Annotated in this window: 22 protein-coding genes; 18 read left to right on the top strand and 4 right to left on the bottom strand. The window is 44.8% G+C overall.

Features of this window, described 5'->3' with window-relative positions:
* Nucleotides 1–132 precede the first annotated feature (132 nt).
* The gene (gene rne / locus OQJ75_RS13945; protein WP_265973268.1) at nt 133–3267 is read right to left on the bottom strand and encodes a ribonuclease E; all 3135 of its coding nucleotides are present in this window, start codon (nt 3265–3267) and stop codon (nt 133–135) included.
* Nucleotides 3268–3884: 617 nt separating this feature from the next.
* On the opposite strand from rne, the gene rluC reads away from it, so the two are divergent.
* Nucleotides 3885–4829: a 23S rRNA pseudouridine(955/2504/2580) synthase RluC gene (rluC, locus tag OQJ75_RS13940; RefSeq protein ID WP_248372176.1), complete on the top strand. Its 945-nt coding sequence runs from the start codon at nt 3885–3887 to the stop codon at nt 4827–4829.
* A 211-nt stretch (nt 4830–5040) separates the two neighbouring features.
* Here the strand turns inward: rluC and OQJ75_RS13935 are convergent, their stop codons facing one another.
* Nucleotides 5041–5622 (bottom strand): Maf family protein, encoded by a 582-nt coding sequence (locus tag OQJ75_RS13935; protein ID WP_248389799.1) that lies wholly within the window; start codon nt 5620–5622, stop codon nt 5041–5043.
* Nucleotides 5623–5771: 149 nt separating this feature from the next.
* Here OQJ75_RS13935 and yceD point away from each other — a divergent pair, with 149 nt between their 5' ends.
* The 15 genes from yceD (at nt 5772) to OQJ75_RS13860 (ending at nt 18824) form a co-directional block, all read left to right on the top strand.
* A complete protein-coding gene (gene yceD, locus OQJ75_RS13930; protein ID WP_050711771.1) occupies nt 5772–6299 on the top strand; it encodes a 23S rRNA accumulation protein YceD in 528 nt (175 codons plus the stop codon).
* A gap of 35 nt (nt 6300–6334) precedes the next feature.
* Complete coding sequence (gene rpmF, locus OQJ75_RS13925) at nt 6335–6505, top strand: 50S ribosomal protein L32 (RefSeq protein ID WP_004737376.1); 171 nt, start codon at nt 6335–6337, stop codon at nt 6503–6505.
* 9 nt (nt 6506–6514) lie between these two features.
* On the top strand, nt 6515–7540 hold the full coding sequence (plsX, locus tag OQJ75_RS13920; RefSeq protein ID WP_017062152.1) for a phosphate acyltransferase PlsX: 1026 nt from the start codon (nt 6515–6517) through the stop codon (nt 7538–7540).
* Between the two features lie 5 nt (nt 7541–7545).
* Nucleotides 7546–8496 carry a beta-ketoacyl-ACP synthase III gene (locus OQJ75_RS13915; RefSeq protein WP_017054985.1) on the top strand — a complete coding sequence of 317 codons (951 nt, stop codon included), beginning with the start codon at nt 7546–7548 and terminating at the stop codon, nt 8494–8496.
* Between the two features lie 79 nt (nt 8497–8575).
* Nucleotides 8576–9499: an ACP S-malonyltransferase gene (fabD, locus tag OQJ75_RS13910; protein WP_265973285.1), complete on the top strand. Its 924-nt coding sequence runs from the start codon at nt 8576–8578 to the stop codon at nt 9497–9499.
* A 25-nt stretch (nt 9500–9524) separates the two neighbouring features.
* Nucleotides 9525–10259 carry a 3-oxoacyl-ACP reductase FabG gene (gene fabG, locus OQJ75_RS13905; RefSeq protein WP_170962450.1) on the top strand — a complete coding sequence of 245 codons (735 nt, stop codon included), beginning with the start codon at nt 9525–9527 and terminating at the stop codon, nt 10257–10259.
* A gap of 166 nt (nt 10260–10425) precedes the next feature.
* Nucleotides 10426–10659: an acyl carrier protein gene (gene acpP / locus OQJ75_RS13900; RefSeq protein WP_004737381.1), complete on the top strand. Its 234-nt coding sequence runs from the start codon at nt 10426–10428 to the stop codon at nt 10657–10659.
* A 93-nt stretch (nt 10660–10752) separates the two neighbouring features.
* Entirely contained in the window at nt 10753–11997 is a 1245-nt protein-coding gene (gene fabF, locus OQJ75_RS13895) for a beta-ketoacyl-ACP synthase II (protein ID WP_010437291.1), read from the top strand.
* A 104-nt stretch (nt 11998–12101) separates the two neighbouring features.
* Nucleotides 12102–12926, top strand: coding sequence for an aminodeoxychorismate lyase (pabC, locus tag OQJ75_RS13890; RefSeq protein ID WP_265973291.1), 825 nt, complete (start codon nt 12102–12104; stop codon nt 12924–12926).
* A complete protein-coding gene (gene mltG, locus OQJ75_RS13885; RefSeq protein ID WP_265973293.1) occupies nt 12923–13939 on the top strand; it encodes an endolytic transglycosylase MltG in 1017 nt (338 codons plus the stop codon). Before pabC ends, mltG begins: the two co-directional genes overlap by 4 nt.
* 10 nt (nt 13940–13949) lie before the next feature.
* Nucleotides 13950–14582: a dTMP kinase gene (tmk, locus tag OQJ75_RS13880; RefSeq protein WP_265973295.1), complete on the top strand. Its 633-nt coding sequence runs from the start codon at nt 13950–13952 to the stop codon at nt 14580–14582.
* Nucleotides 14583–14588: 6 nt separating this feature from the next.
* The gene (locus tag OQJ75_RS13875; protein WP_265973297.1) at nt 14589–15554 is read left to right on the top strand and encodes a DNA polymerase III subunit delta'; all 966 of its coding nucleotides are present in this window, start codon (nt 14589–14591) and stop codon (nt 15552–15554) included.
* Nucleotides 15545–16312, top strand: a complete 768-nt coding sequence (locus OQJ75_RS13870; RefSeq protein WP_265973299.1) for a TatD family hydrolase — start codon at nt 15545–15547, stop codon at nt 16310–16312. Before OQJ75_RS13875 ends, OQJ75_RS13870 begins: the two co-directional genes overlap by 10 nt.
* A gap of 445 nt (nt 16313–16757) precedes the next feature.
* Nucleotides 16758–18188 carry a PTS glucose transporter subunit IIBC gene (gene ptsG / locus OQJ75_RS13865; protein WP_102437028.1) on the top strand — a complete coding sequence of 477 codons (1431 nt, stop codon included), beginning with the start codon at nt 16758–16760 and terminating at the stop codon, nt 18186–18188.
* Nucleotides 18189–18419: 231 nt separating this feature from the next.
* Nucleotides 18420–18824, top strand: coding sequence for a hypothetical protein (locus tag OQJ75_RS13860; RefSeq protein ID WP_265973301.1), 405 nt, complete (start codon nt 18420–18422; stop codon nt 18822–18824).
* Between the two features lie 65 nt (nt 18825–18889).
* Here the strand turns inward: OQJ75_RS13860 and OQJ75_RS13855 are convergent, their stop codons facing one another.
* Nucleotides 18890–19483 (bottom strand): porin family protein, encoded by a 594-nt coding sequence (locus OQJ75_RS13855; protein ID WP_248372158.1) that lies wholly within the window; start codon nt 19481–19483, stop codon nt 18890–18892.
* A 145-nt stretch (nt 19484–19628) separates the two neighbouring features.
* Here OQJ75_RS13855 and OQJ75_RS13850 point away from each other — a divergent pair, with 145 nt between their 5' ends.
* A complete protein-coding gene (locus tag OQJ75_RS13850) occupies nt 19629–19718 on the top strand; it encodes a YnhF family membrane protein (RefSeq protein ID WP_102308674.1) in 90 nt (29 codons plus the stop codon).
* Nucleotides 19719–19759: 41 nt separating this feature from the next.
* On the top strand, nt 19760–20974 hold the full coding sequence (locus tag OQJ75_RS13845) for a patatin-like phospholipase family protein (RefSeq protein ID WP_265973304.1): 1215 nt from the start codon (nt 19760–19762) through the stop codon (nt 20972–20974).
* A gap of 160 nt (nt 20975–21134) precedes the next feature.
* Here the strand turns inward: OQJ75_RS13845 and pyk are convergent, their stop codons facing one another.
* A complete protein-coding gene (gene pyk / locus OQJ75_RS13840; protein WP_265973305.1) occupies nt 21135–22583 on the bottom strand; it encodes a pyruvate kinase in 1449 nt (482 codons plus the stop codon).
* Nucleotides 22584–22597 lie beyond the last annotated feature (14 nt).

The raw sequence follows: 22597 nt of genomic DNA, 5'->3' as shown, positions 1-22597 counted from the left end.
GATTAAGTTCAAGGTTGAACCTAACTTTGAGTAATATATCTGTTAATTTTTATTCGATTAGTAGATATGAAAAAGGCTGCTTTAATAAGCAGCCTTTGATTCTATTTACTTGCGATTATCTATCAGTAATCACTAGTAGTTTGGCTTAGTCATCGCCGCGCCAGCTTTGTTCGACGCTGCCTGACTGCCTGCACCTTTCGATACAAAGCGTTCAGTGCGGAACGGAGCTGCAATCACTTCAATCTCCTTGATCTCTTGAGGACCAGGAGCTTTAGTCATTGGTGAACCGGCTTGCTTCTTAGCAACAGCTGCCTTTGGTGCCGCTTTAGGAGCTTCTGCTTTTACAACAGGGGCTTCTTCAACTTTTGCACTTTCAGCTTTAGGCGCTTCAGCTTCAACAACTGGTGTTGTTTCTGCTTGCACAGCTTTTGTTACAACAGGCGCTTCAACTTTCGTCGCTTCTATAATCACTGGAGCTTCAACTTTCGCAGCCTCAACGACCACTGGTGCTTCTTCAACGATTGCAGGAGCTTCAGTAGCCACTTCTTCAGCAATAACAGCATCTTCACGACGAATGATAACTTTACCCATAGCAAGCTCTGGACATGCAAATCCGCCAGCCATAGCTACGTTGCTTTGTGGTGCCGTCTCTAAAGTAACATTCTGTTCTTGAACAGGTGTTTGAGTTTTAGCTGCTACTTGAACTTCAGCCACTTCAGGTTTTGTCTGCTTGTGGTGAGGTTTTGGAATGAAGCGAGGCATCACTTTACCCATAGCCATCTCAGGAGAAGCTACTCCACCTTTACGAAGGCGGAATGGGTTAGGGCGACGATCACGACCGCGACGACGACGTTGCCCACTTGCACGTAGGTGACGTGGAGAACGACGGTTACGACGTTGTTTCGGCTCTTCCTGTTCAGTTTGCTCTGTATTCGCTTGAGTTGCTTCTACTTGTTCCGCAACTTTCTGCTCTTGAGCTACTGACTGTTCTTTTGAAACAGATAGTTCTTTCGAAGCGTTGTCTTCAGCTTGAGCTTGTTGGTCTTTAACACGAACTTGCTTGTTTAGCTTACGACGCTGGCGACGCTCTTTAATCTTAGCCGCTTTCGCTTCAGGCTTAGCCTTAGGCGCTTCCGGTTTACCAGCTTGTGCTTCTGCCGCTAGCTGTAGGCCTTCTTCTGCTAATTTAGATGGAGCTTGGTCGTCTTGTTGCTTCTGCTCTTCACGTGGCTTGTTGCGACGATCTTGCTTAGGCTTGCGAGGCTGACGAGTTTGCTGTGGAGCTGCTTCTTTTTGCTCTTCAGGCTTCTCATCACGTACAGGCTTACGACGGCGTTTGTTGTCACGGTTTTCGTTACGATTGTCACCACGCTCGCTGCGCTCATTACGTTCACCGCGCTCACCACGTTGGTTACGACGGCGGTTGTCGTTACGATCACGGCGTTGACGGTTGCCGTTGTTGCGGTTGTTCTTAGGCTTCTCTTCTTCTTTCTTCTCTTCTTCTTTCTTCTCTTTTTGAGTTGAAGATCCGAATAAGAAGCTACCGATAGCTTTGAAGAAACGACCAATTAAACCTGGTTCTTGCGTTGCAGCAGCTGGTTCAACTTTCTTCTCTTCAACAGCTTTAGGGGCTGGAGCAGGAGTCGGTGCTGATTGAGCTGGAGCCGCGAAACCTTTCAGAGCCGGCTCTTCGATCTTCTTAGGACGAATAGTCTGTTCTGCTGGTTCTTTGCTTTCAGCTTCTTTTAGAGCTTCTAGCTTGCTAGGCAGTAGGTAAGACAGTAGATCGAACTCTTCACCTTCACGTACACGGATAACCTCAAAATGCGGCGTTTCCATGTCAGAGTTAGGAACAACAGTGATCTTCACTTCTTGGTTCTTCTCGATGTGGTTTACTGAGCGACGTTTCTCGTTCAATAGGTAAGAAGCGATAGGAACAGGCACTACAGCAAGAACTTGCGCTGTGTTGTCTTTTAGTGCTTCTTCTTCGATCAGACGTAGAACAGATAGTGCTAGCGATTCGTTATCACGAACAACACCAGTACCTGTACAACGAGGACAAATGTGGTGGCTTGCTTCTGCTAGTGATGGGCTCAAACGTTGACGAGACATCTCTAGAAGACCAAAGCGAGAAATACGACCAATCTGAACACGTGCACGATCTAAACGAACAGCATCACGTAGACGGCTTTCTACTTCGCGTTGGTGGCGAACTGGAGTCATATCGATAAAGTCGATAACAACAAGACCACCTAGATCACGTAGACGTAATTGACGTGCAATTTCATCGGCTGCTTCTAAGTTAGTGTTAAGTGCTGTCTCTTCAATATCACCGCCCTTTGTTGCACGAGCAGAGTTGATATCGATAGAAGTCAGAGCTTCTGTTGGGTCGATTACGATAGAGCCACCAGATGGAAGACGAACTTCACGTTGGAAAGCAGATTCAATCTGGCTTTCAATCTGGTAATGGCTGAATAGTGGCACTTCACCATCGTATTTCTTAACGCGATTCATGAAATCTGGGCGTATTAATTGAATGTGCGCTTGTGCACGTTCAAAAATAGTGTTGCTGTCGATCAGAATCTCGCCAATATCACGACGTAAATAGTCACGAATCGCGCGAACGATAACGTTACTTTCTTGGTGAATAAGGAAAGGAGCTGCATTTGAATCAGAAGCTTGCTTGATAGCGCCCCAGTGATTCAATAGAACGTTTAAGTCCCACTCTAGCTCTTCTGCACTTTTGCCAACACCTGCTGTACGCACGATTAAGCCCATGCCTTGAGGTAGCTCAAGAGTGCTTAATGCTGCTTTCAGTTGAGTGCGTTCATCACCTTCGATACGACGAGAAATACCGCCAGCACGAGGGTTATTAGGCATAAGAACTAAGTAACTACCCGCCAAAGAGATGAAAGTTGTCAGTGCAGCGCCTTTGCTACCACGTTCTTCTTTCTCAACTTGTACGATTACTTCTTGTCCTTCTCTTAGCACTTCTTTAATGCTAGGGCGGCCTTGGTATGTATAACCTTCAGGGAAGTATTCGCGGGCAATTTCTTTAAGAGGGAGGAAACCGTGACGTTCTGCGCCGTAATCAACAAATGCCGCTTCTAGGCTTGGTTCAATACGGGTAATACGTCCTTTGTAGATATTCGCTTTCTTTGACTCGTGACCTGGACTTTCGATATCTAGATCGAACAGTCGCTGGCCATCAACCAAAGCGACACGCAACTCTTCTTTTTGAGTTGCGTTAATTAACATTCTTTTCATTTAGAAATTCTCATTGTCTTTTCTTATTTTCATCATTGTTCTTATCGCTTTATTCGTTTCTCATGGTGCCAGATCCCATGGCTTTATCGGTGCAGCCTCCCGGCTGGAGAGGGATGCTCTGGGGCACGTCAGTCATCATAGGGAGTTAGCCTATGATCCGCGATGTGGCGGTGAATACTCAACATGAGCGTACGTGAGTAGAGCGATAAGGAACTCAGTTGACCGTGTCTTACGCCGATTGCAGCACTGTCTAATCTGAGTTATCTACTCATTTACTTGCTTATGAATGGTTAGCTGTTTAAATAATAGTCAAACCACTAATAGCAGCTGTGAACTATAGCAGCGGTCGGTAAACACAGCAATCTGCTTTGTCGGAATGCTGTAAAAAAAACAGTTTTTGTTTGGGTTTTGATAGCTCTAACTCACTGTCTATAAATAATTTATCAATTGATATTTTAATTTGCAGGAATCTTGGTGCTTTTTTGTTCGAAGAATCAAAGAAATATAGAACTTCAATGACCATTTTGGGCTAAATCGGTAAGGATTAGGGATAAATAAGTTCGGAATAGGGCTAAGAAAATATCAATTATCAAAAGTGACAGTGATACAATAGTGTAATGAGCGAAATTAGAACCCAAGTCCAATTCGTCGACATTGACGAAGATATGGCTGGTCAGCGTATTGATAACTTCTTACGCAACCAATTAAAAAACATCCCGAAAAGCATGATTTACAGAATCGTGCGTAAAGGCGAAGTCCGCGTAAACAAAAAGCGCATCAAGGCTGAGTACAAACTAAAAGCTGGCGATTTAGTTCGTATCCCTCCGGTTACTATCGAAGAGAAAACAGAAGAGAACGTACCAAGCACTAAACTCAACAAGGTTTCAGAATTAGAACAGTGCATCATTTATGAAGATGATCATATGCTGATTTTGAACAAGCCGTCGGGCACTGCGGTTCATGGTGGTAGTGGGCTGAAGTTTGGCGCAATCGAAGCATTGCGTGCTCTTCGACCTGATGCTCGTTTTCTAGAGTTAGTGCACCGTATCGATAGAGACACGTCAGGCATTTTGCTTGTTGCTAAGAAGCGCTCGGCGCTAAGACACCTTCAAGCACAGTTCCGTGAGAAAACGGTTCAAAAATACTACTTTGCTTTAGTCATGGGCGAATGGAAGAACAGCTGTAAAGTCGTCAACGCGCCTTTGTTAAAAAATGAAGTGAATAGCATTGTACGAGTTAACCCAAATGGTAAAGCCTCTGAAACCCGCTTTAAGGTTTTGGAGAAATTCCAAGAGGCGACGTTGATTCAAGCTAGCCCAATTACAGGTCGTACACACCAAATTCGTGTGCACGCTCAATATACTGGTCACCCTATTGCTTGGGATGATCGCTACGGTGATCGTCGTTTCGATGCTTATACGGGTAAAGTAGGACTGAATCGTCTGTTCTTACATGCAGCCAATATCAAGTTTACCCATCCGGGTAGTGAAGAGAAGATGGATATCTCGGCGCCAATGGAAAAAAGGCTAGAGAGAGCACTCACAGGTTTGCGTAAGCTTTAATTTCTAAAGATACGAGATACGAGATACGAGATACGAGATACGAGATACGAGATACGAAAAGAAAGAAGGCTTTCTGAATTAGTTATCAAGTATCTACAAATAAGAAAGGTTGACGAATATCGTCAACCTTTTTTGTTTGGTGGCTATTCCTGTATTCCCGAGACTGACGAAGGAAGGAGTAGGGAGTCTCTGTCAATGTGGTAAGCGCTAGTTAAAGCACGCTCATCCCTTGGGTATCTAACATATCGACTAAGTCGATCAGTGGTAGACCGATTAAGGTGTTCGGATCTTTGCCTTCCATCTGTTTAAACAACGCGATGCCTAACCCTTCACACATAAAGCTGCCCGCGCAGTAATAAGGCTGTTCTTTCTCAACATAAGAGATGATCTGCTGTTCGGTTAAATCACGGAAATGCACAACAAAGGTGTCGAGACGCGTGTCAGCTTTATTGGTTTCGCTGTTCCAAACCGAAAGGCCAGTATAAAAAGTAATGCTCTTGCCGCTTTGACGAGATAATTGTTCGATCGCTTTTTCTCGAGTATGAGGCTTACCAATGATCTCTCCGTCAATGACACAAACCTGATCAGAACCAATGACTAAGCTAGGTTGCTCGACAGCACAAGACTTAGCTTTGGTTTCAGCAAGGCGCATCACCAACTGTTGCGGTGTCTCTTCTGGAAGCGGCGTTTCATCGCAGTCTGGCTTGGCTGTAATGAAGCTTAACTGTAGTTTTTTGAGGATCTCTTGCCTAAATGGTGATGTAGAGGCTAAAACTAGTTGGTAATTTCTCATTTTAATTTACAATTCAAGGAAGCATTTATCTCAGGATAACGTAACTTGTCCTGCTATTCATAATGCTCTGAATAGGAAAGGCAGGAAAGTACATTTTTTTTGCCATTTCCTTTGACTAAACACGATTTGGAAGATAAGATTCGCGCCCTATGCAAAAGGAAAAAATACCGCGTACAGTTGATCCGGCAAGAACGGCTCAAAAACGACTCGATATGAATGGCATCATTCAGGTCAGTCTTTTAAAGCGTTTAACCGAAGCAACTGAAGGCGTAAAACGTGACGCGCAAGTCTCAATGTCATTTGGGCTTGATGAACAACGATTAGTCGTTATCTCTGGTAAAGCTAACGTCGAAGTCGATTTAGAGTGTCAACGTTGTAATGAGGTTTTCGCACATGAGTGCGATGTCCAATTTACTTATACTCCTGTTTACAGCGAGAAAAGTGAAGAGGAAGCACCGGAAGAGTACGATTTGGTAGATCTGAACGAGTACGGTGAGTTAGACCTGATTCAATTAGTTGAAGACGAGTTCATCCTTGGATTGCCTCAAATAGCAATGCACGACGATGCGAAATGTAGCGTTAACTCAAATAACTTGGTGTTTGGTGAACTTCCTGAAGAAATTGAGGAAGACAAAAAGCCGAATCCATTTGATGTTTTAAAAAGCTTAAAGAAGTAATTGCTTCTTTAAGAATTTACATAGGAGTAGGGTCAATGGCCGTACAAAAGAGCAAGAAATCACGTTCAATGCGTGGCATGCGTCGTTCACACGATGCGCTAACTACAGCTGCACTTTCTGTAGACGCAACTTCAGGTGAAACTCACCTACGTCACAACGTGACTGCCGAAGGTTTCTACCGCGGCAAAAAGGTTATCAACAAGTAAGGTTGACCTTTGCAAAATCTAACCGTTGCGCTTGATGCAATGGGCGGGGACTTCGGTCCTCGTGTAACAGTGCCTGCCGCCGTGCAGGCACTGTCGTATTTCCCAGAGCTAAAAGTCATTCTCATAGGTGATCGAAACGCGATCACATCTCAATTATCTTCATTAGGTCGAATGCCTGATTCTCGTTTGAGTATCCAGCATTGTGATCGAGTCATTTCCAATTCTGAAAAACCTTCACTAGCCTTACGTAATAGTCAGGGTAGCTCTATGCGTGCCGCTATCGATCTGGTTGCAGAATCACAGGCTGATGCTTGTGTGAGTGGTGGTAACACTGGCGCACTGATGGCTTTATCCCGTTTCAGACTCAAGCTTCTTCCCGGTATTGATAGGCCTGCATTAGTTTCAGCCTTGCCTACTGCATCCGGAAATCGCACATGGATGCTTGATTTAGGGGCCAACGTTTCTAGTGACGCAGATTCACTCTTTCAGTTTGCTGTCATGGGCAGTGCATTAGCCGAACAACATTTAGGTCGCGCACCACGTGTCGCTATCTTGAATATCGGCGCAGAAGAAATTAAAGGCAATGACCTTGTAAAACGATGCGCTGAAATGTTGTCTAATACTCAGTCTGTGAACTTCATAGGCTATATTGAAGGTAATCAATTACTTCAAGATGCTGCTGATGTCGTCGTATGTGATGGTTTTGTGGGCAATGTCTGCTTAAAAACGTGCGAAGGTACAGCTCAGCTCTTTATTGATAAGCTAAAAACGCGCATGATGGCTTCAACAATAAAGGGTTGGATAGCCAGAATGCTGTTTTCTGAGCTATTTACTGAATTAAAAACCTTGAACCCCGACCAGTATAACGGCGCAAGTTTGTTAGGATTGCGCGGCATTGTCATTAAAAGTCATGGAAGTGCTGATGTGTCTGCAGTCGTCAACGCGATTGGTGAAGCAGTACACGAGGTCAAACGACAAGTCCCCAGCCGCATTAGCGATCGTTTGGAAGCGGTTTTACTCGAGAGGCATTATTAGTCTTCATGTATAGCAAAATTTTAGGTACTGGCAGCTACTTGCCATCTCAGGTGCGTACTAACGCAGACTTAGAGAAAATGGTAGAGACTAGCGACGAGTGGATCGTTGCTAGAACTGGTATTAAAGAGCGTCGTATTTCAGCGGAAAATGAAACCGTTGCGGATATGGCGTTTTACGCTGCTGAAAATGCCATTGAAATGGCAGGTATCGACAAAGAAGAGATTGATTTAATCATCGTTGCGACAACCAGCAGTAGCCACACATTCCCGTCTTCGGCATGTCAGGTACAAGGCAAGCTTGGCATCAAAGGCTGTCCTGCGTTTGATTTGGCTGCAGCGTGTTCTGGTTTTGTCTACGCACTGTCTGTTGCTGATCAACACATCAAGACTGGCATGTGTAAGAACGTTTTGGTAATTGGTGCTGATGCACTGTCAAAAACCTGTGATCCGACTGACCGCTCTACTATCATCCTATTTGGTGATGCAGCAGGCGCGGTGGTTGTAGGCGCAAGCGAAGAGCCAGGTATTTTGTCTACTCATATTTACTCTGACGGTAAATACGGTGAGCTTCTAAGCCTAGAAGTACCAGAGCGTGGTGGTGATGCAGACAAATGGCTGCACATGGCGGGCAACGAAGTATTTAAAGTGGCGGTAACTCAGCTTTCTAAGCTAGTTAAAGACACATTAGCTGCGAACAATATGGATAAGTCAGAGCTGGATTGGTTAGTTCCACACCAAGCGAACTACCGTATTATCTCGGCAACGGCTAAAAAGCTGACAATGTCGCTTGATCAAGTAGTGATTACTCTTGATAAGCACGGCAACACTTCAGCAGCTACTGTACCAACGGCCCTAGATGAGGCTGTTCGCGACGGGCGAATTAAACGTGGTCAAACGCTTCTACTTGAAGCATTTGGCGGCGGCTTCACTTGGGGTTCTGCATTAGTTAAATTCTAACCCCAAGCGATAATCAATAAACAAGGCACATACTTATGTGCCTTATTCAATTTTTTGCTTTGCTTAAAGGAAAATTACAATGAGCAAGTTTGCTATCGTATTCCCAGGCCAAGGCTCTCAAGCTATCGGTATGCTTGCTGACCTAGGCGAACAGTATGATGTTGTAAAACAGACATTTGCTGAAGCTTCAGAAGCACTTGGTTACGATCTATGGGCATTGGTTCAAGATGGTCCAGTAGAAAATCTAAATGAAACTTTTCGCACTCAACCGGCTCTACTAACAGCGTCTGTTGCAATTTGGCGTGTATGGCAAGAGCTTGGCCTAGAGCAACCTGCAAATCTAGCAGGTCACAGCCTAGGTGAGTACTCTGCACTTGTATGTGCTGGCGTTATCGACTTTAAAGAAGCGATCAAGCTGGTTGAATTGCGTGGTCAATTGATGCAAGAAGCGGTTCCTGCAGGCGTTGGCGCAATGTACGCAATCATCGGTCTAGACGATGAAGCGATTGCTAAAGCGTGTGAAGAAGCGGCGCAAGACGAAGTTGTGTCTCCAGTTAACTTTAACTCTCCTGGCCAAGTTGTTATCGCGGGTAACAAAGCGGCAGTAGAGCGTGCTGGTGCACTTTGTAAAGAAGCGGGCGCTAAGCGTGCACTTCCGTTACCTGTTTCTGTGCCGTCTCACTGTGCACTGATGAAGCCAGCAGCAGACAAGCTAGCAGTGGCTCTAGAAGCTTTAGAGTTCAACACGCCAGCATTGCCTGTTATCAATAACGTTGATGTTATTGCTGAAACAGACCCTGCAAAAATTAAAAACGCACTTGTTCGTCAGCTATACAGCCCAGTTCGTTGGACTGAGGGTGTACAAGCGATGAATGAGCAAGGCGTTGAGAAGCTACTTGAATTAGGCCCTGGTCAGGTTCTTACTGGTCTAACAAAACGAATCGTAAAAACTATGACAGCTGCTGCAGTTAATGACACTGCATCACTAGAAGCAGCTAAGTAAATAACCACTTAATAGAGAAGTTATGATGAATTTAGAAGGCAAAGTTGCACTCGTTACAGGCGCAAGCCGTGGCATAGGTCGTGCAATCGCTGAACTTTTAGTTGAGCGTGGTGCTAAAGTTATCGGTACTGCTACATCTGAAGGCGGCGCAGCTGCAATCAGCGAGTACCTAGGTGAGAACGGTAAAGGTCTTGCTCTTAATGTAACTGATACTGACTCAATTGCTGCTACACTGAAAACCATCAACGATGAATTCGGTGCGATTGACATTCTAGTTAACAACGCCGGTATCACTCGTGACAACCTACTTATGCGTATGAAAGATGACGAATGGAATGACATCATCGATACTAACCTAACGCCTATCTTCCGCATGTCTAAAGCTGTATTGCGTGGCATGATGAAGAAGCGTCAAGGTCGTATCGTAAACGTTGGTTCTGTAGTAGGTACTATGGGTAACGCTGGTCAAGCTAACTACGCAGCTGCAAAAGCAGGTGTAATTGGTTTTACTAAATCAATGGCACGTGAAGTTGCGTCTCGTGGCATTACAGTCAACACTGTAGCGCCTGGTTTCATCGAAACTGACATGACTAAAGCGCTAAATGATGACCAACGTGCAGCAACTTTGGCGAATGTACCAGCAGGTCGACTAGGTGACCCTCGCGAAATCGCTGAAGCTGTGGTATTTTTGGCGTCACCTGCGGCAGCTTATATCACAGGTGAAACACTTCACGTCAATGGCGGTATGTACATGGTGTAAATTATGTGCAACATTTGTGCATGATTTAAGTCAAGATCATACGTAATTTCGGTTAAAATCGTGAAAATTGTGGTTTGACCAGAAAAGTTGACCTTGCAACTTTCAATAGATTGAATAAACTACGGAAAACATCGCATAAAGCGAACTCTGTAAAGGAAAAGAAAAAATGAGCAACCTCGAAGAACGCGTAAAGAAAATCATTGTTGAACAGCTAGGTGTAGACGAAGCTGAAGTTAAAAACGAAGCTTCTTTCGTTGATGACCTAGGTGCAGATTCTCTAGACACAGTTGAGCTAGTAATGGCTCTAGAAGAAGAATTCGACACTGAAATCCCAGATGAAGAAGCTGAGAAAATTACTACTGTTCAAGCAGCTATCGATTACGTAACTAGCGCTCAGTAATAATCTGTCCCAGGCGGTCACCTCGACCGCCTGTGTTTTATCTAACTCATCTATCCTCATCTTAAATCACCTCAATCCCCGGAGTGTAATATCGTGTCCAAGCGTCGTGTAGTTGTCACTGGCATGGGTATGTTGTCGCCGGTAGGCAACACTGTAGAATCTTCTTGGAAAGCCCTGCTAGCTGGTCAAAGTGGTATCGTTAATATCGATCATTTTGATGCAACCAATTTCTCAACTCGTTTTGCAGGTTTAGTTAAAGACTTTAACTGCGAAGAGTATATGACTAAAAAAGATGCTCGTAAGATGGACTTGTTCATCCAGTACGGCGTCGCAGCAGGTATTCAAGCTTTAGATGATTCAGCCCTAACTATTACTGAAGAAAACGCTCCTCGTGTGGGTGTTGCTATCGGTTCTGGTATTGGTGGTCTTGGTTTGATCGAAGCCGGTCACCAAGCTCTAACTGAAAAAGGCCCTCGTAAGATCAGCCCGTTTTTCGTACCGTCTACGATCGTGAATATGATTGCTGGTCACATGTCTATCATGCGCGGCCTACGTGGTCCAAACATCGCGATTTCTACTGCATGTACGACTGGCCTACATAACATTGGTCACGCGGCTCGTATGATTGCATACGGCGATGCTGACGCAATGCTAGCGGGTGGTGCTGAAAAAGCATCAACGCCACTAGGTATGGGTGGTTTTGGTGCGGCTAAAGCACTGTCTACTCGTAACGATGAGCCTCAAAAAGCTTCTCGTCCATGGGACAAAGGCCGTGATGGCTTCGTTCTTGGTGACGGTGCAGGCATGATGGTTCTTGAAGAGTACGAACATGCGAAAGCTCGTGGCGCTAAGATTTACTGTGAGCTAGTTGGCTTCGGTATGTCGGGTGACGCTTACCACATGACATCTCCAAGTGAAGATGGCTCTGGTGGTGCATTAGCGATGGAAGCGGCTATGCGTGATGCTGGCATTACTGGTGAGCAAATCGGTTATGTTAACGCACACGGTACATCGACTCCTGCGGGTGACGTAGCAGAAGTTAAGGGCATTAAACGTGCTCTTGGCGAAGCAGGCAGCAAGCAAGTATTGGTTTCTTCTACGAAATCGATGACTGGTCACCTTTTAGGTGCTGCAGGTTCTGCTGAAGCTATCATCACGGCTATGTCTCTGGTTGATCAAATTGTTCCACCAACAATCAACCTAGATGATCCTGAAGAAGGCTTAGATATTGACTTAGTACCTCACACTGCGCGTGAAGTTAGCAACATGGAATATGCTGCATGTAACTCATTCGGTTTCGGTGGTACAAACGGCTGTTTGATCTTCAAAAAGATTTAATCATCTTATTAAAGACGTAAACACTCGTAGATAGTCACAATTAGACTTGTTTTTAAACGGCTTGATGCTTTAGCATTGAGCCGTTTCTTTTTATGGGGAAAAACATGTTTTGGGTTGATGGAGAAAGCCAGCAAACTGTCGATATCTTGGACCGTTCGTTTCAGTACGGAGATGGCTGTTTTACCACCATGCTTGTTCAAGGTGGTCAGATTCAACATTTTCACGATCATCAGCGTCGCGTCGATGAATGCCTGAAAGCGTTACGCATTTCTGCTCTTGATTGGGATGTAGTTAATGTTTGGCTCGATAGTGCGCTTCAACATATCCAAGATAACGATCTTCATAATGAAAAATCAGGGATCAAACTGCACGTTAGCCGTGGGGCAGGCGGGCGTGGCTACAGTACGAAGAATATCGCCAAGCCGACAATCACCATCAGTACTTTTGATTACCCAAGTCATTATTCAGCGTGGCAAGACTACGGTGTTGAACTCGGTATCTGTCATCAAGCGCTAGGTTTGAGCCCACTACTTGCTGGCCATAAGCACAATAATCGTCTTGAGCAGATTTTGATGAAAGATGAAATGGATCAAGCTAATGAAGTTGATGGTGTGGTTCTTGATATCTCAGGTAATGTGATTGAAACCACCATGGCCAATCTGTTTTGGCGAAAAGGGCAGACGATTCACACTCCTCAACTGACGCAAAGTGGCGTTGCTGGGGTTATGCGTAAGCAAGTGTTAACCGCGCTGAATCAAGCTGAACTTTCCGTTACTATTAGTGACTACTGCTTATCTCAACTCATGCAAGCTGATGAGGTTTTCATGACCAACTCCATCTTAGGGGTTGCCCCAGTTACCCGTATAAGTGATACCCAATTTAACATTGGAAACGTTACTCGTAGCCTTCAAGGACAACTAAACTCGTGATCAAAAAGTTATTTATTTTTATTATCTTGTGCCTAATTGCAGCCGGTGCTGCTGGTTTCTACATTTATAACCAAGCGCAAGATAACCTGAAACAAGTTATTCAATTAGAAAAACCACAAGTTGTGACTGTTGCTTCAGGCAGCAGCTTTAATCGTGTTCTGGCACAGTTGATAAATGAGGGGCTATTTGAGGCTTCTCCTTACGAGAAATTAATCCGTAAGTTACATCCTGAGCTTGTAGACGTAAAAGCGGGTACATTCCTGCTTGAGCCAGGTTTAACCCTCGAGCAAGCGCTACAAGTGCTGGTCGAAGGGAAAGAGCACCAGTTCATGATTACTTTCGTAGAAGGCAGTCGCTTTGATGAGTGGCTTGTTCAGCTAAAAGACAACGAATTCATTCAACAGACGCTGGATGGTGTGTCTGAAACAGAGATCGCTGAAAAGTTGGGTATTGAAAATGAAAAGCTTGAAGGTCTTTTCTTAGCAGAAACGTATCACTACACCTATGGCACAACGGATTTAGATCTGTTGAAGCGCGCCCACCGAGATCTAATGAACGTGGTGAATGAAGAGTGGGAAAATCGAGATGATAAGCTTCCTCTTAAATCGCCATACGAAGCGTTAATTCTTGCGTCTATTATTGAGAAAGAGACCGCCGTTGCGTCAGAACGTGAGCGTGTTTCTTCTGTGTTCGTTAACCGCTTGAACAAGCGTATGCGTCTGCAAACTGATCCAACGGTTATCTACGGCATGGGTGACAGCTACGATGGCAATATCCGTAAAAAAGACTTACGCACGCCAACGCCGTACAACACCTATACAATGAGTGGCTTGCCACCGACTCCTATCGCTATGGCAGGCAAAGCGTCTATCAACGCGGCGTTGAATCCAGAGAAGAGCAACTACTTGTATTTCGTTGCGAGTGGGACAGGTGGTCACGTATTTTCAAAGAGTTTGACTGAGCATAACCGTGCAGTGCGAGCTTACTTAAAGCAATTAAGAAAAAACAGATAAAGAAATAATTATGAATCAGTCGAAATTTATCGTGGTTGAAGGCCTTGAAGGCGCTGGTAAAAGCACAGCAATCAATGCCATCGTTGAGACATTAAAAGCATCGGGTGTTGAGGATATTGTTAATACTCGTGAGCCGGGTGGGACTGTCTTAGCTGAAAAGATGCGCTCATTGGTTAAAGAAGAGCACGAAGGCGAGAAGCTTCAAGACATGACTGAATTGCTGCTGATGTATGCAGCACGTGTTCAATTAGTAGAAAACGTCATCAAGCCCGCACTCGACAGTGGTCAATGGGTATTGGGTGATCGTCATGATATGTCTTCACAGGCATACCAAGGCGGTGGTCGTCAGATCGCGCGCACGACTATGGAATCACTGAAAGCAACCACGCTAGGCGGCTTTAAACCCGATCTAACGCTATATTTGGACCTAGACCCTAGAGTAGGTCTAGAGCGTGCTAGAGGCCGTGGTGAGCTTGATAGAATTGAAAAGATGGACATCTCATTCTTTGAGCGTACGCGTGAGCGCTATCTAGAAATTGCAAAACAAGATGATTCTGTACTTGTGATTAACGCGCAGCAAGAAATTGAGCAAGTAGCCGCTGATATTAAAGTCGCGCTAACTGCTTGGCTCGACAAACAGTAGGTAATCATGGCGGAAGTGTATTCTTGGCTCACACCGGTATGGAGTGAGTGGAAAAAAAGTCTCGATGCGGAGCGTTTTCCTAACTCTGTGATTGTTAATGCACCGGAAGGGCTCGGCGTTGATGCGTTGATTAGCCAACTTACCGACGTTTTGATGTGCACGAATTATGAAAACGAGTCGTGCGGGTTTTGCCACAGCTGTGAATTAATGAAGTCGGGGAGTCATCCTGATTTTCATGTGATCTCACCAGAGAAAGAAGGCAAGGCGATCACGGTTGATCAAGTGCGTGCCAGTAACCGCTGGGCTCAACAATCGTCGCAGTTAGGTGGTTTGCGCGTTATCTTGCTTAACCCTGCTGAAGCAATGAACGAATCGGCTTCCAATGCATTACTGAAAACTCTGGAAGAGCCATCAAGCAAGTGCATCTTCATTCTGTCTACTCGTAACAGTAACCGCTTGATGCCAACTATCATTAGCCGTTGCCAACAATTTAATGTGGTAAGCCCACAGTTAGAGGCAGGATCGGCTTGGTTAGATGGTGAAGTTGGTAAGGCTGTTCCACAATATATTTTAGCGCTGAATGACAACGCGCCTTTAAAAGCAAAGGCGATGTTCGAGCAGGGTGGAGTTGAAGCTTCGACCAAAGCGCTCGATGGCTTTGTTAATGTCATTAAGGGCACTCAACCTGACATGCTAAAATTCTCGACAGAGCTTAGCAAAGACCCTTTGATTCAATTGGGTTGGCTATGGCACTTATTGTCTGACGTGCAGAAGCTGCATTTTGACTTGGCGACTCAGGCTATGACTCCTAGCGCGAAAGCACTGGTCGAAGTGATGTCTTATCAAAATGCTTACGCAGCATCGAATAAGCTGCTGATATTGATTGAGCAGTTAAAGCAACACCCTGGGCTCAATACGGAGCTACTCATAATGAATTGGCTAATAGCCACTTGCGAGGAAACATGTTCGTAGATTCCCACTGTCATTTAGACAAATTGGATTATCAAGATTTACACACAAGCGTAGAAGATGTGGTGAACAAGGCGAAGGCTGCTAATGTAGACCAGCTGCTTTCTGTCGGTGTGACACTAGATTCGTTTGAAAACATGCTCGAGATGATCTCGCCGTTTGATAACGTTAAAGCCTCTTGTGGCGTTCACCCTCTCGATGTTGAAAGTGATTTCAGCCTAGAGACAATGCGTGAATACGCGAGCAACCCTAAGGTTGTGGCGATTGGTGAGACAGGTTTAGATTATCACTACCAACCAGAGACGGCAGAGCTGCAACAGCTACGATTTAAGCAGCATGTTGAGCTGGCTGTTGAGCTGAATAAACCTTTGATCATTCACACTCGTAACGCACGTAAAGACACATTAGCTATTTTACGTGATGGCGGAGCTGATAAGTGTGGTGGTGTGATTCACTGCTTTACCGAAGATCAAGCGTTCGCTGAAGCAGCAATGGAACTGGGTTTCTATATCTCAATTTCGGGTATTGTGACCTTTAAGCAGGCTACAGAACTTAAAGAAGTTGTTAAAAACCTACCGTTAGACAGGTTACTGATCGAGACGGATTCTCCATACTTGGCACCCATCCCATATCGTGGAAAGCAGAATCAGCCTGCATATGTAGTCGAAGTGGCGGCCTACATTGCGCAATTAAAAGGTGTGTCGATGAAAGAGGTTGCCGAACAAACGACCAAAAATTACCAAAAACTTTTTTTGCGATAAAAATCTAAGTAAACAAATAAAAGGGAGCGAAAGCTCCCTTTTTGTGTTTTTGATCACCAAAAATACGTTTTTTTTTAATGTTTACGAATTATGTTGAACTTGAGAGCGCTAATTATAACATTTGTAATTTTGTTACTAAAAATAACATTCGATCCTATTTTATTCACCCAGTAAAATAATAGGGCTCTTGAAAAATGCTTATATATTTCAATGAATTAAATGATTGTAAAGCATTGCATTTCTAGATTTGACATGTGATCCAAGACGTGTTTTGAAACTAAATTTCGTAAGTGACTAGAAAGTTAGTTCCCCATCAATATATATTTAGCGGCAGAAAATATAATGCAATACATGGTTACATTTTCGCAGGGTGCTAACATATAGGCTACGGGGGTGTGCCGTTAGAACCCAATATAATTATTTTATCTTTATCAGGAGCATAAACATGTTTAAGAACCTTTTTGCTAGCCTGCAGAAAGTTGGTAAGTCTCTGATGCTTCCAGTATCAGTTTTACCAGTTGCGGGTATTTTGCTAGGTGTCGGTGCAGCAGATCTTCCTTTCATTCCAGAAATCGTTTCAAACTTAATGGAACAAGCTGGTGGTTCAGTATTTGGTCAAATGGCACTACTGTTCGCAGTAGGTGTTGCACTTGGCTTTACTAACAACGATGGTGTAGCGGGTCTAGCTGCTATCGTTGGTTACGGCATCATGACTGCTACACTTGGCGTAATGGCTGGTGTAATGGGCGTTGATAAAATCGATACTGGTGTACTAGGTGGTATCCTAGTCGGTGGTGTTGCTGCTTGGGCATTCAACCGCTTCTTCCGTATTCAACTACCAGAGTACCTTGGCTTCTTCGCTGGTAAGCGTGCTGTGCCAATCATCACAGGTTTCTCTGCGATTGGTCTAGCAATCCTACTATCTGTAGTATGGCCACCAGTTGGCGGCGCTATCTCTGCGTTCTCTGATTGGGCTGCTCACCAAAACCCACAAGTGGCGTTTGGTATCTACGGTATCGTTGAGCGTTCTCTAATTCCATTTGGTCTTCACCACGTTTGGAACGTACCTTTCTTCTTTGAAGCTGGTACTTGTGTAAACGCTGCTGGCGAAACTCAAAACGGTGTTCTTACTTGTTACCTAGTTGCTGATGACGCATCTCGTGCAGCGGGCAATGGCTTCGGTCAGCTAGCTGGTGGTTACATGTTCAAGATGTTCGGTCTACCTGCTGCTGCAATCGCGATTGCACACTCAGCTAAGCCTGAAAACCGCGCTAAAGTAATGGGCATCATGGCTTCTGCTGCGTTGACTTCATTCCTAACGGGTATCACTGAACCAATCGAATTCTCTTTCCTATTCGTTGCTCCAGTACTGTACGCAATCCACGCTCTACTAGCTGGTTCTGCATACGTTCTTGCGAACACTCTAGGTTTTGTACACGGTACATCTTTCTCACACGGTCTAATCGACTTCCTAGTTCTATCTGGCAACGCGTCTAAGATGGGCCTAATGGTTGTATGTGGTATTGCTTACGCTGCAATTTACTACATCGTATTCCGCACTGTGATTAAAGCACTTGACCTTAAAACTCCAGGTCGCGAAGACGAGTCAGAAGACGAAATCGTTGCAACTGGCACAGAGCTTGCTGGTGAGCTAGTTGCTGCATTCGGTGGCAAAGCGAACATCACAGGTCTTGACGCTTGTATTACTCGTCTACGTGTTGCAGTTGCTGATACAGCAGTTGTTGACCAAGACAAACTGAAGAAACTAGGCGCTGCAGGTGTTGTTGTAGTTGCTGGTGGCGTACAAGCTATCTTCGGTACTAAGTCTGACAACCTTAAAACAGACATGGATGAGTGGATCCGTAACAACGGTTAATTCACTGATTCAATAAATTGAAAGGAGGCCGACAGGCCTCCTTTTTTTGTTTTCTGCTCTATGAAACACCTTTCTGCGTCTAATCCCTATTAAGTCAAATAGTTACCATTAAGCTCGATCAGGTGATGGTCGTTCTCAGGTTTTTCGTGTCTTTTATCTTTTACCTAGCGATGACACCTTTCGTTGAGATTCCAGTAGACTCCCATTTTTTAAATACAGTCTGAGAATATTATGAAACATCGTTACTTGATCGGCCTTATGTGCTACAGCGGAGCCTCGTTTGCTCAAGCTTCTGAAGCTCCAGCTTTGGAAGTTGGACTCGCCATTGACCAAGACCTGAGTGTCGTTGTGGAATTTGACCAGAAATACCGTGCTACGATTGGCAATGACGGCGCTGCATTTGATTACATTTTGAAGCGTGGTCAGTTCGAAACTGAAGCTCCGTTGAGCTGGTACGTCGGTGCTGGTGCTTGGGCTGAATGGAATGACGACTTTGGCTTACGCTTGCCGTTAGGCGTGAAAGTGAATTTCTACGAAGGTTGGAATGCTTACGCTCAAGTTCACCCTGAACTCGATATGTATAAAGGTGTTGAGTTGCAAGTGGGCGGCGCTTTAGGTGTTACCTATAAGTTCTAACCTGAACTAAAACCGCTTTAATAATGAAAAAACCAGCATTTAGCTGGTTTTTTCATTTGGGCCGCTTAGAAAGTAAAACTCAGTCCGACATTGGCTTGGAATTGGTTCATCCAGTCGGTATCAAAACGAATGATGCACTCTTGGCCGTTACTTGGGATGTTACAAACGCCGGAGGTATCGTTATCGACAACTGTACCCAGCCAACGTACTTGTGTGTTCAACGCTAATCGGTCACTAAATTTGTATTCTAAGCCACCAAAGATGGAAGTTGAGAATCCATACTTATCTTTTGCCCAATCTACATCGACGTAAGAAGCACCAAGGCCTAGCCCTAGATAACCCGATAATACAGGCGAAGCAGGGTAGTAGATGCTACTTTGAAAGTGCAGGTATTGGATGGAGGAGCTTAGGTTGAGTGTTTCTAATTCAGAACTCTGATTGGAATAGAAGAAACCGATACGTCCTTTGTCAACTGGTGTTTCGATTGCAAAGGTGTAGTTTTCAGAGCCTTTCATGTCATAGGTTTTACCATCCTGGTCTTCGACACTGCCACCGCCGGTGTAACCCACCATAGGTGTAATGATGATCTCCGGCGAAGCATACGCGTTTGAAGCGGAGAGAAGCGTAATCAGTGCCATCATATTTGCTTTGTTATTCATGAGTATATCCTTATCCATACACTTACTAATTGTGATGGTTACATCAATATTGTGCGACTAATTTCGACGATTCTTGAAGATACTTCACACACCTGATAGTACTTAAATAGAGACTCGACAAATTAATAATAAGCCAGAGGTGTCTATGGACCATAATCTGAAAAATGCCCTACAAATAACCGTGTTTATCTACACAATCATTCTTTCATTTGGCTTTATTGCGATTGGTAGTTAATACCATCGATTGCGAGGCTGAGTTTTTATACTCAGGGAATAATGAATAGTGGGATTATAACCAATATTGATACAGCGATAGACTTGGATTATTACGCTAAGTTTATTGCTGGAAAAACAGCACTGGTCGCTCAAGGTGGCGGACAGAGAAGTATTTTTACTTCTGGAGTGCTGGATGCCTTTCTTCTCTCTAATTTTGACCCCTTCGACGAATTTTTTGGTACCTCAGCAGGCGCTCTTAATTTATGTGCTTATCTATGCCGCGATAAAGGCCTTAGCCGTTCTTTTGTTCTCGACCTAACCACCTCTCCTGAATTCTTTAATATCTTCTCCTATATACGACACAGGAAGAATCTGGGATTAGAGTGGGCCTTAGAACAAATCATGGCTTACCCATATAAGCTCGACCTGGATTTAGGGCGACAAACGCTAGGTGATCGCCATTTCTATGCGGCTGTAACGGATTCTAAAGACTTACGAGACCACTACTTTCCGCTACTAGGCGAAGATTGGTACAAGGTGATGATCGCGACGTGCGCCATTCCTCGTTTGTACAATGATGAAATTTATATTGGTGACAGTGCTTATGTGGACGGTGGTGTATCAGCGTGTATACCGGTTCAAGAAGCGTGGCGAAGACAAGCTCGCTCTATTGTGGTGATTCGCACTGAACCTGTGGTTGAGGAAGGCAATGGCCATTTGGTTGAAAGACCAGTCAATGGGTCTTCAGTCAAAGCGCCTAAACCGATATCTGCCGAAGAACTGGAATGGTTCCGTGAATCTTTCGACAGTGTTCAAGGTCATTGGCAGCAAAAGGTGGAACAGTGGAAAACCGACTGGACCTCTTTTTTCCAACAACAAATCATGCGCTCAAAAGAGCAGAAACGTGACCGTGGGCATTTGGACCTGCTGAATGGTGGTCGCTGGCTGTTTGGTGCGGATGATATTTATCGCTTAAGCCATTTAATCGGAGATAAATTTGATTCAGGGTTAGCTGACATGTTGATGGTGCATTATCAAACATACTCTTTAACCCAAGACTTTTTAAACTCTCCGCCGGATGATGCGTTTGTGGTGCAGATTGCGCCGAGTCAACCGCTCAAGTCGAGTTCATTAATGAGTGATAAAGAAGACTTGTTGTATGATTACGACCTGGGTTTAGAAGCCGGTTACCGATTTATAGAAACCTATACCTCAACGGAAAACGCTCGCAACTCGCATATATCACAGTTAGCCACTATTGCTGCTGGCAAGTAATCCTCGAAGTTGATGAGTTAGCATGCTGTGAGTTCATCATGCTGTTTAACCAGATCGTTAGTGAGTCGTGTTCTGAAATGAAAAAGGGTTATTGAACTTGGTTCGATAACCCTTTTGGGCTTTTGAGATTAGGCGAATCGTTTCGCCTTAAGGTCAAATATTAGGTGACAGGCAAGATTCTCATACAGTTGGTCGACCCCGCCACATCCATAATGTCGCCTTGAGTGACGATCACTAGGTCGCCAAACTTAAGATGTCCTTTTTCTTTCAAGCAAGCAAGAGTCGATAGTGCAATATCGAAGCTGTCCTCGGCTTCTGTCTCGAAGTAGATCGGTGTCACACCTCGGTACAAGGTACAGCGATTAAGTGTTCCTTCGTTACGAGATAATGCATAGATAGGCATATCAGCACTTAAGCGAGACATCATCAGTGCAGTGCGGCCTGATTCGGTGAGAGTGACGACACCTTTAATGCCTTCCATATGGTTCGCGGAATAGATGGTCGCCATCGACACGGTTTCTTCTGCGGTGACAAAGGTGCGATCAATACGGTAATTGGATTGGTTGTTAATACCTGCCATTTTTTCGGCACCAATACAGACTTCTGCCATTGATTTTACGGTTTCTACAGGGTAATCACCGGCAGCGGTTTCACCAGAAAGCATCACAGCATCTGTTCCATCGAGTACGGCGTTGGCAACGTCCATGACTTCAGCACGGGTTGGCATTGGCGCTGAAATCATTGATTCCATCATCTGAGTTGCGGTGATCACTGTTCGGTTAAGCGCTCTGGCACGGCGTATAAGTTGTTTTTGTACTCCGACCAACTCAGGGTCGCCAATTTCCACTCCGAGGTCACCACGAGCCACCATGACCACATCTGAGGCCATTATGATGTCATCCATGTTCTCAACAGTGGCTACTGTCTCTGCTCGCTCCACTTTTGCGACGAGGTGAGCTTCTAAGCCTGCTTCTCGTGCAAGCTGACGAGCATAGTGCATGTCTTCACCATTACGAGGGAAAGACACCGCTAGGTAATCCACTTTGATTTGTGCGGCGGTGACGATGTCGCGCTTGTCTTTTTCTGTTAGCGCTTCAGCGGAAAGGCCTCCACCTTTTTTGTTGATGCCTTTGTTATTTGAGAGTGGGCCGCCAATGATGACTTCGGTATGAACGCGACAGCCTTCTACTTTGGTTACTTTGAGTTGAACACGACCATCGTCAAGCAACAGGATATCGCCGGCGGACACATCGTTAGGCAGTTCTTTGTAATCAAGGCCAACGGCTTCTTGATTACCTTCGCCTAAACCTAGGCTGCTATCGAGAGTGAACAGGTCGCCTACGGCAAGTTGGATTTTGCCATCTTTGAATGTCGACACACGAATCTTGGGACCTTGTAAGTCTCCGAGAATGGCGATTTGAGTACCGTGTCTTTTTGCTATTGCTCTGACTTTTTCTGCGCGTTGAATATGGTCGTCGCTGGTGCCGTGAGAGAAGTTCATACGGACGATATTGGCACCTGCCTTGATGATCTCTTCAAGCACGTTACCTTTATCAGTAGAAGGGCCTAGCGTTGTGACGATTTTCGTTTTTCTTAATTCGGTTGTCATGAATACTCCTAGAG

Source organism: Vibrio sp. 14G-20 (genome assembly GCF_026241515.1).
Classification (GTDB): Bacteria; Pseudomonadota; Gammaproteobacteria; order Enterobacterales; family Vibrionaceae; genus Vibrio.
Note: the sequence above shows the minus strand (reverse complement) of the source record. Positions and strands in the feature narration are given on the sequence as shown.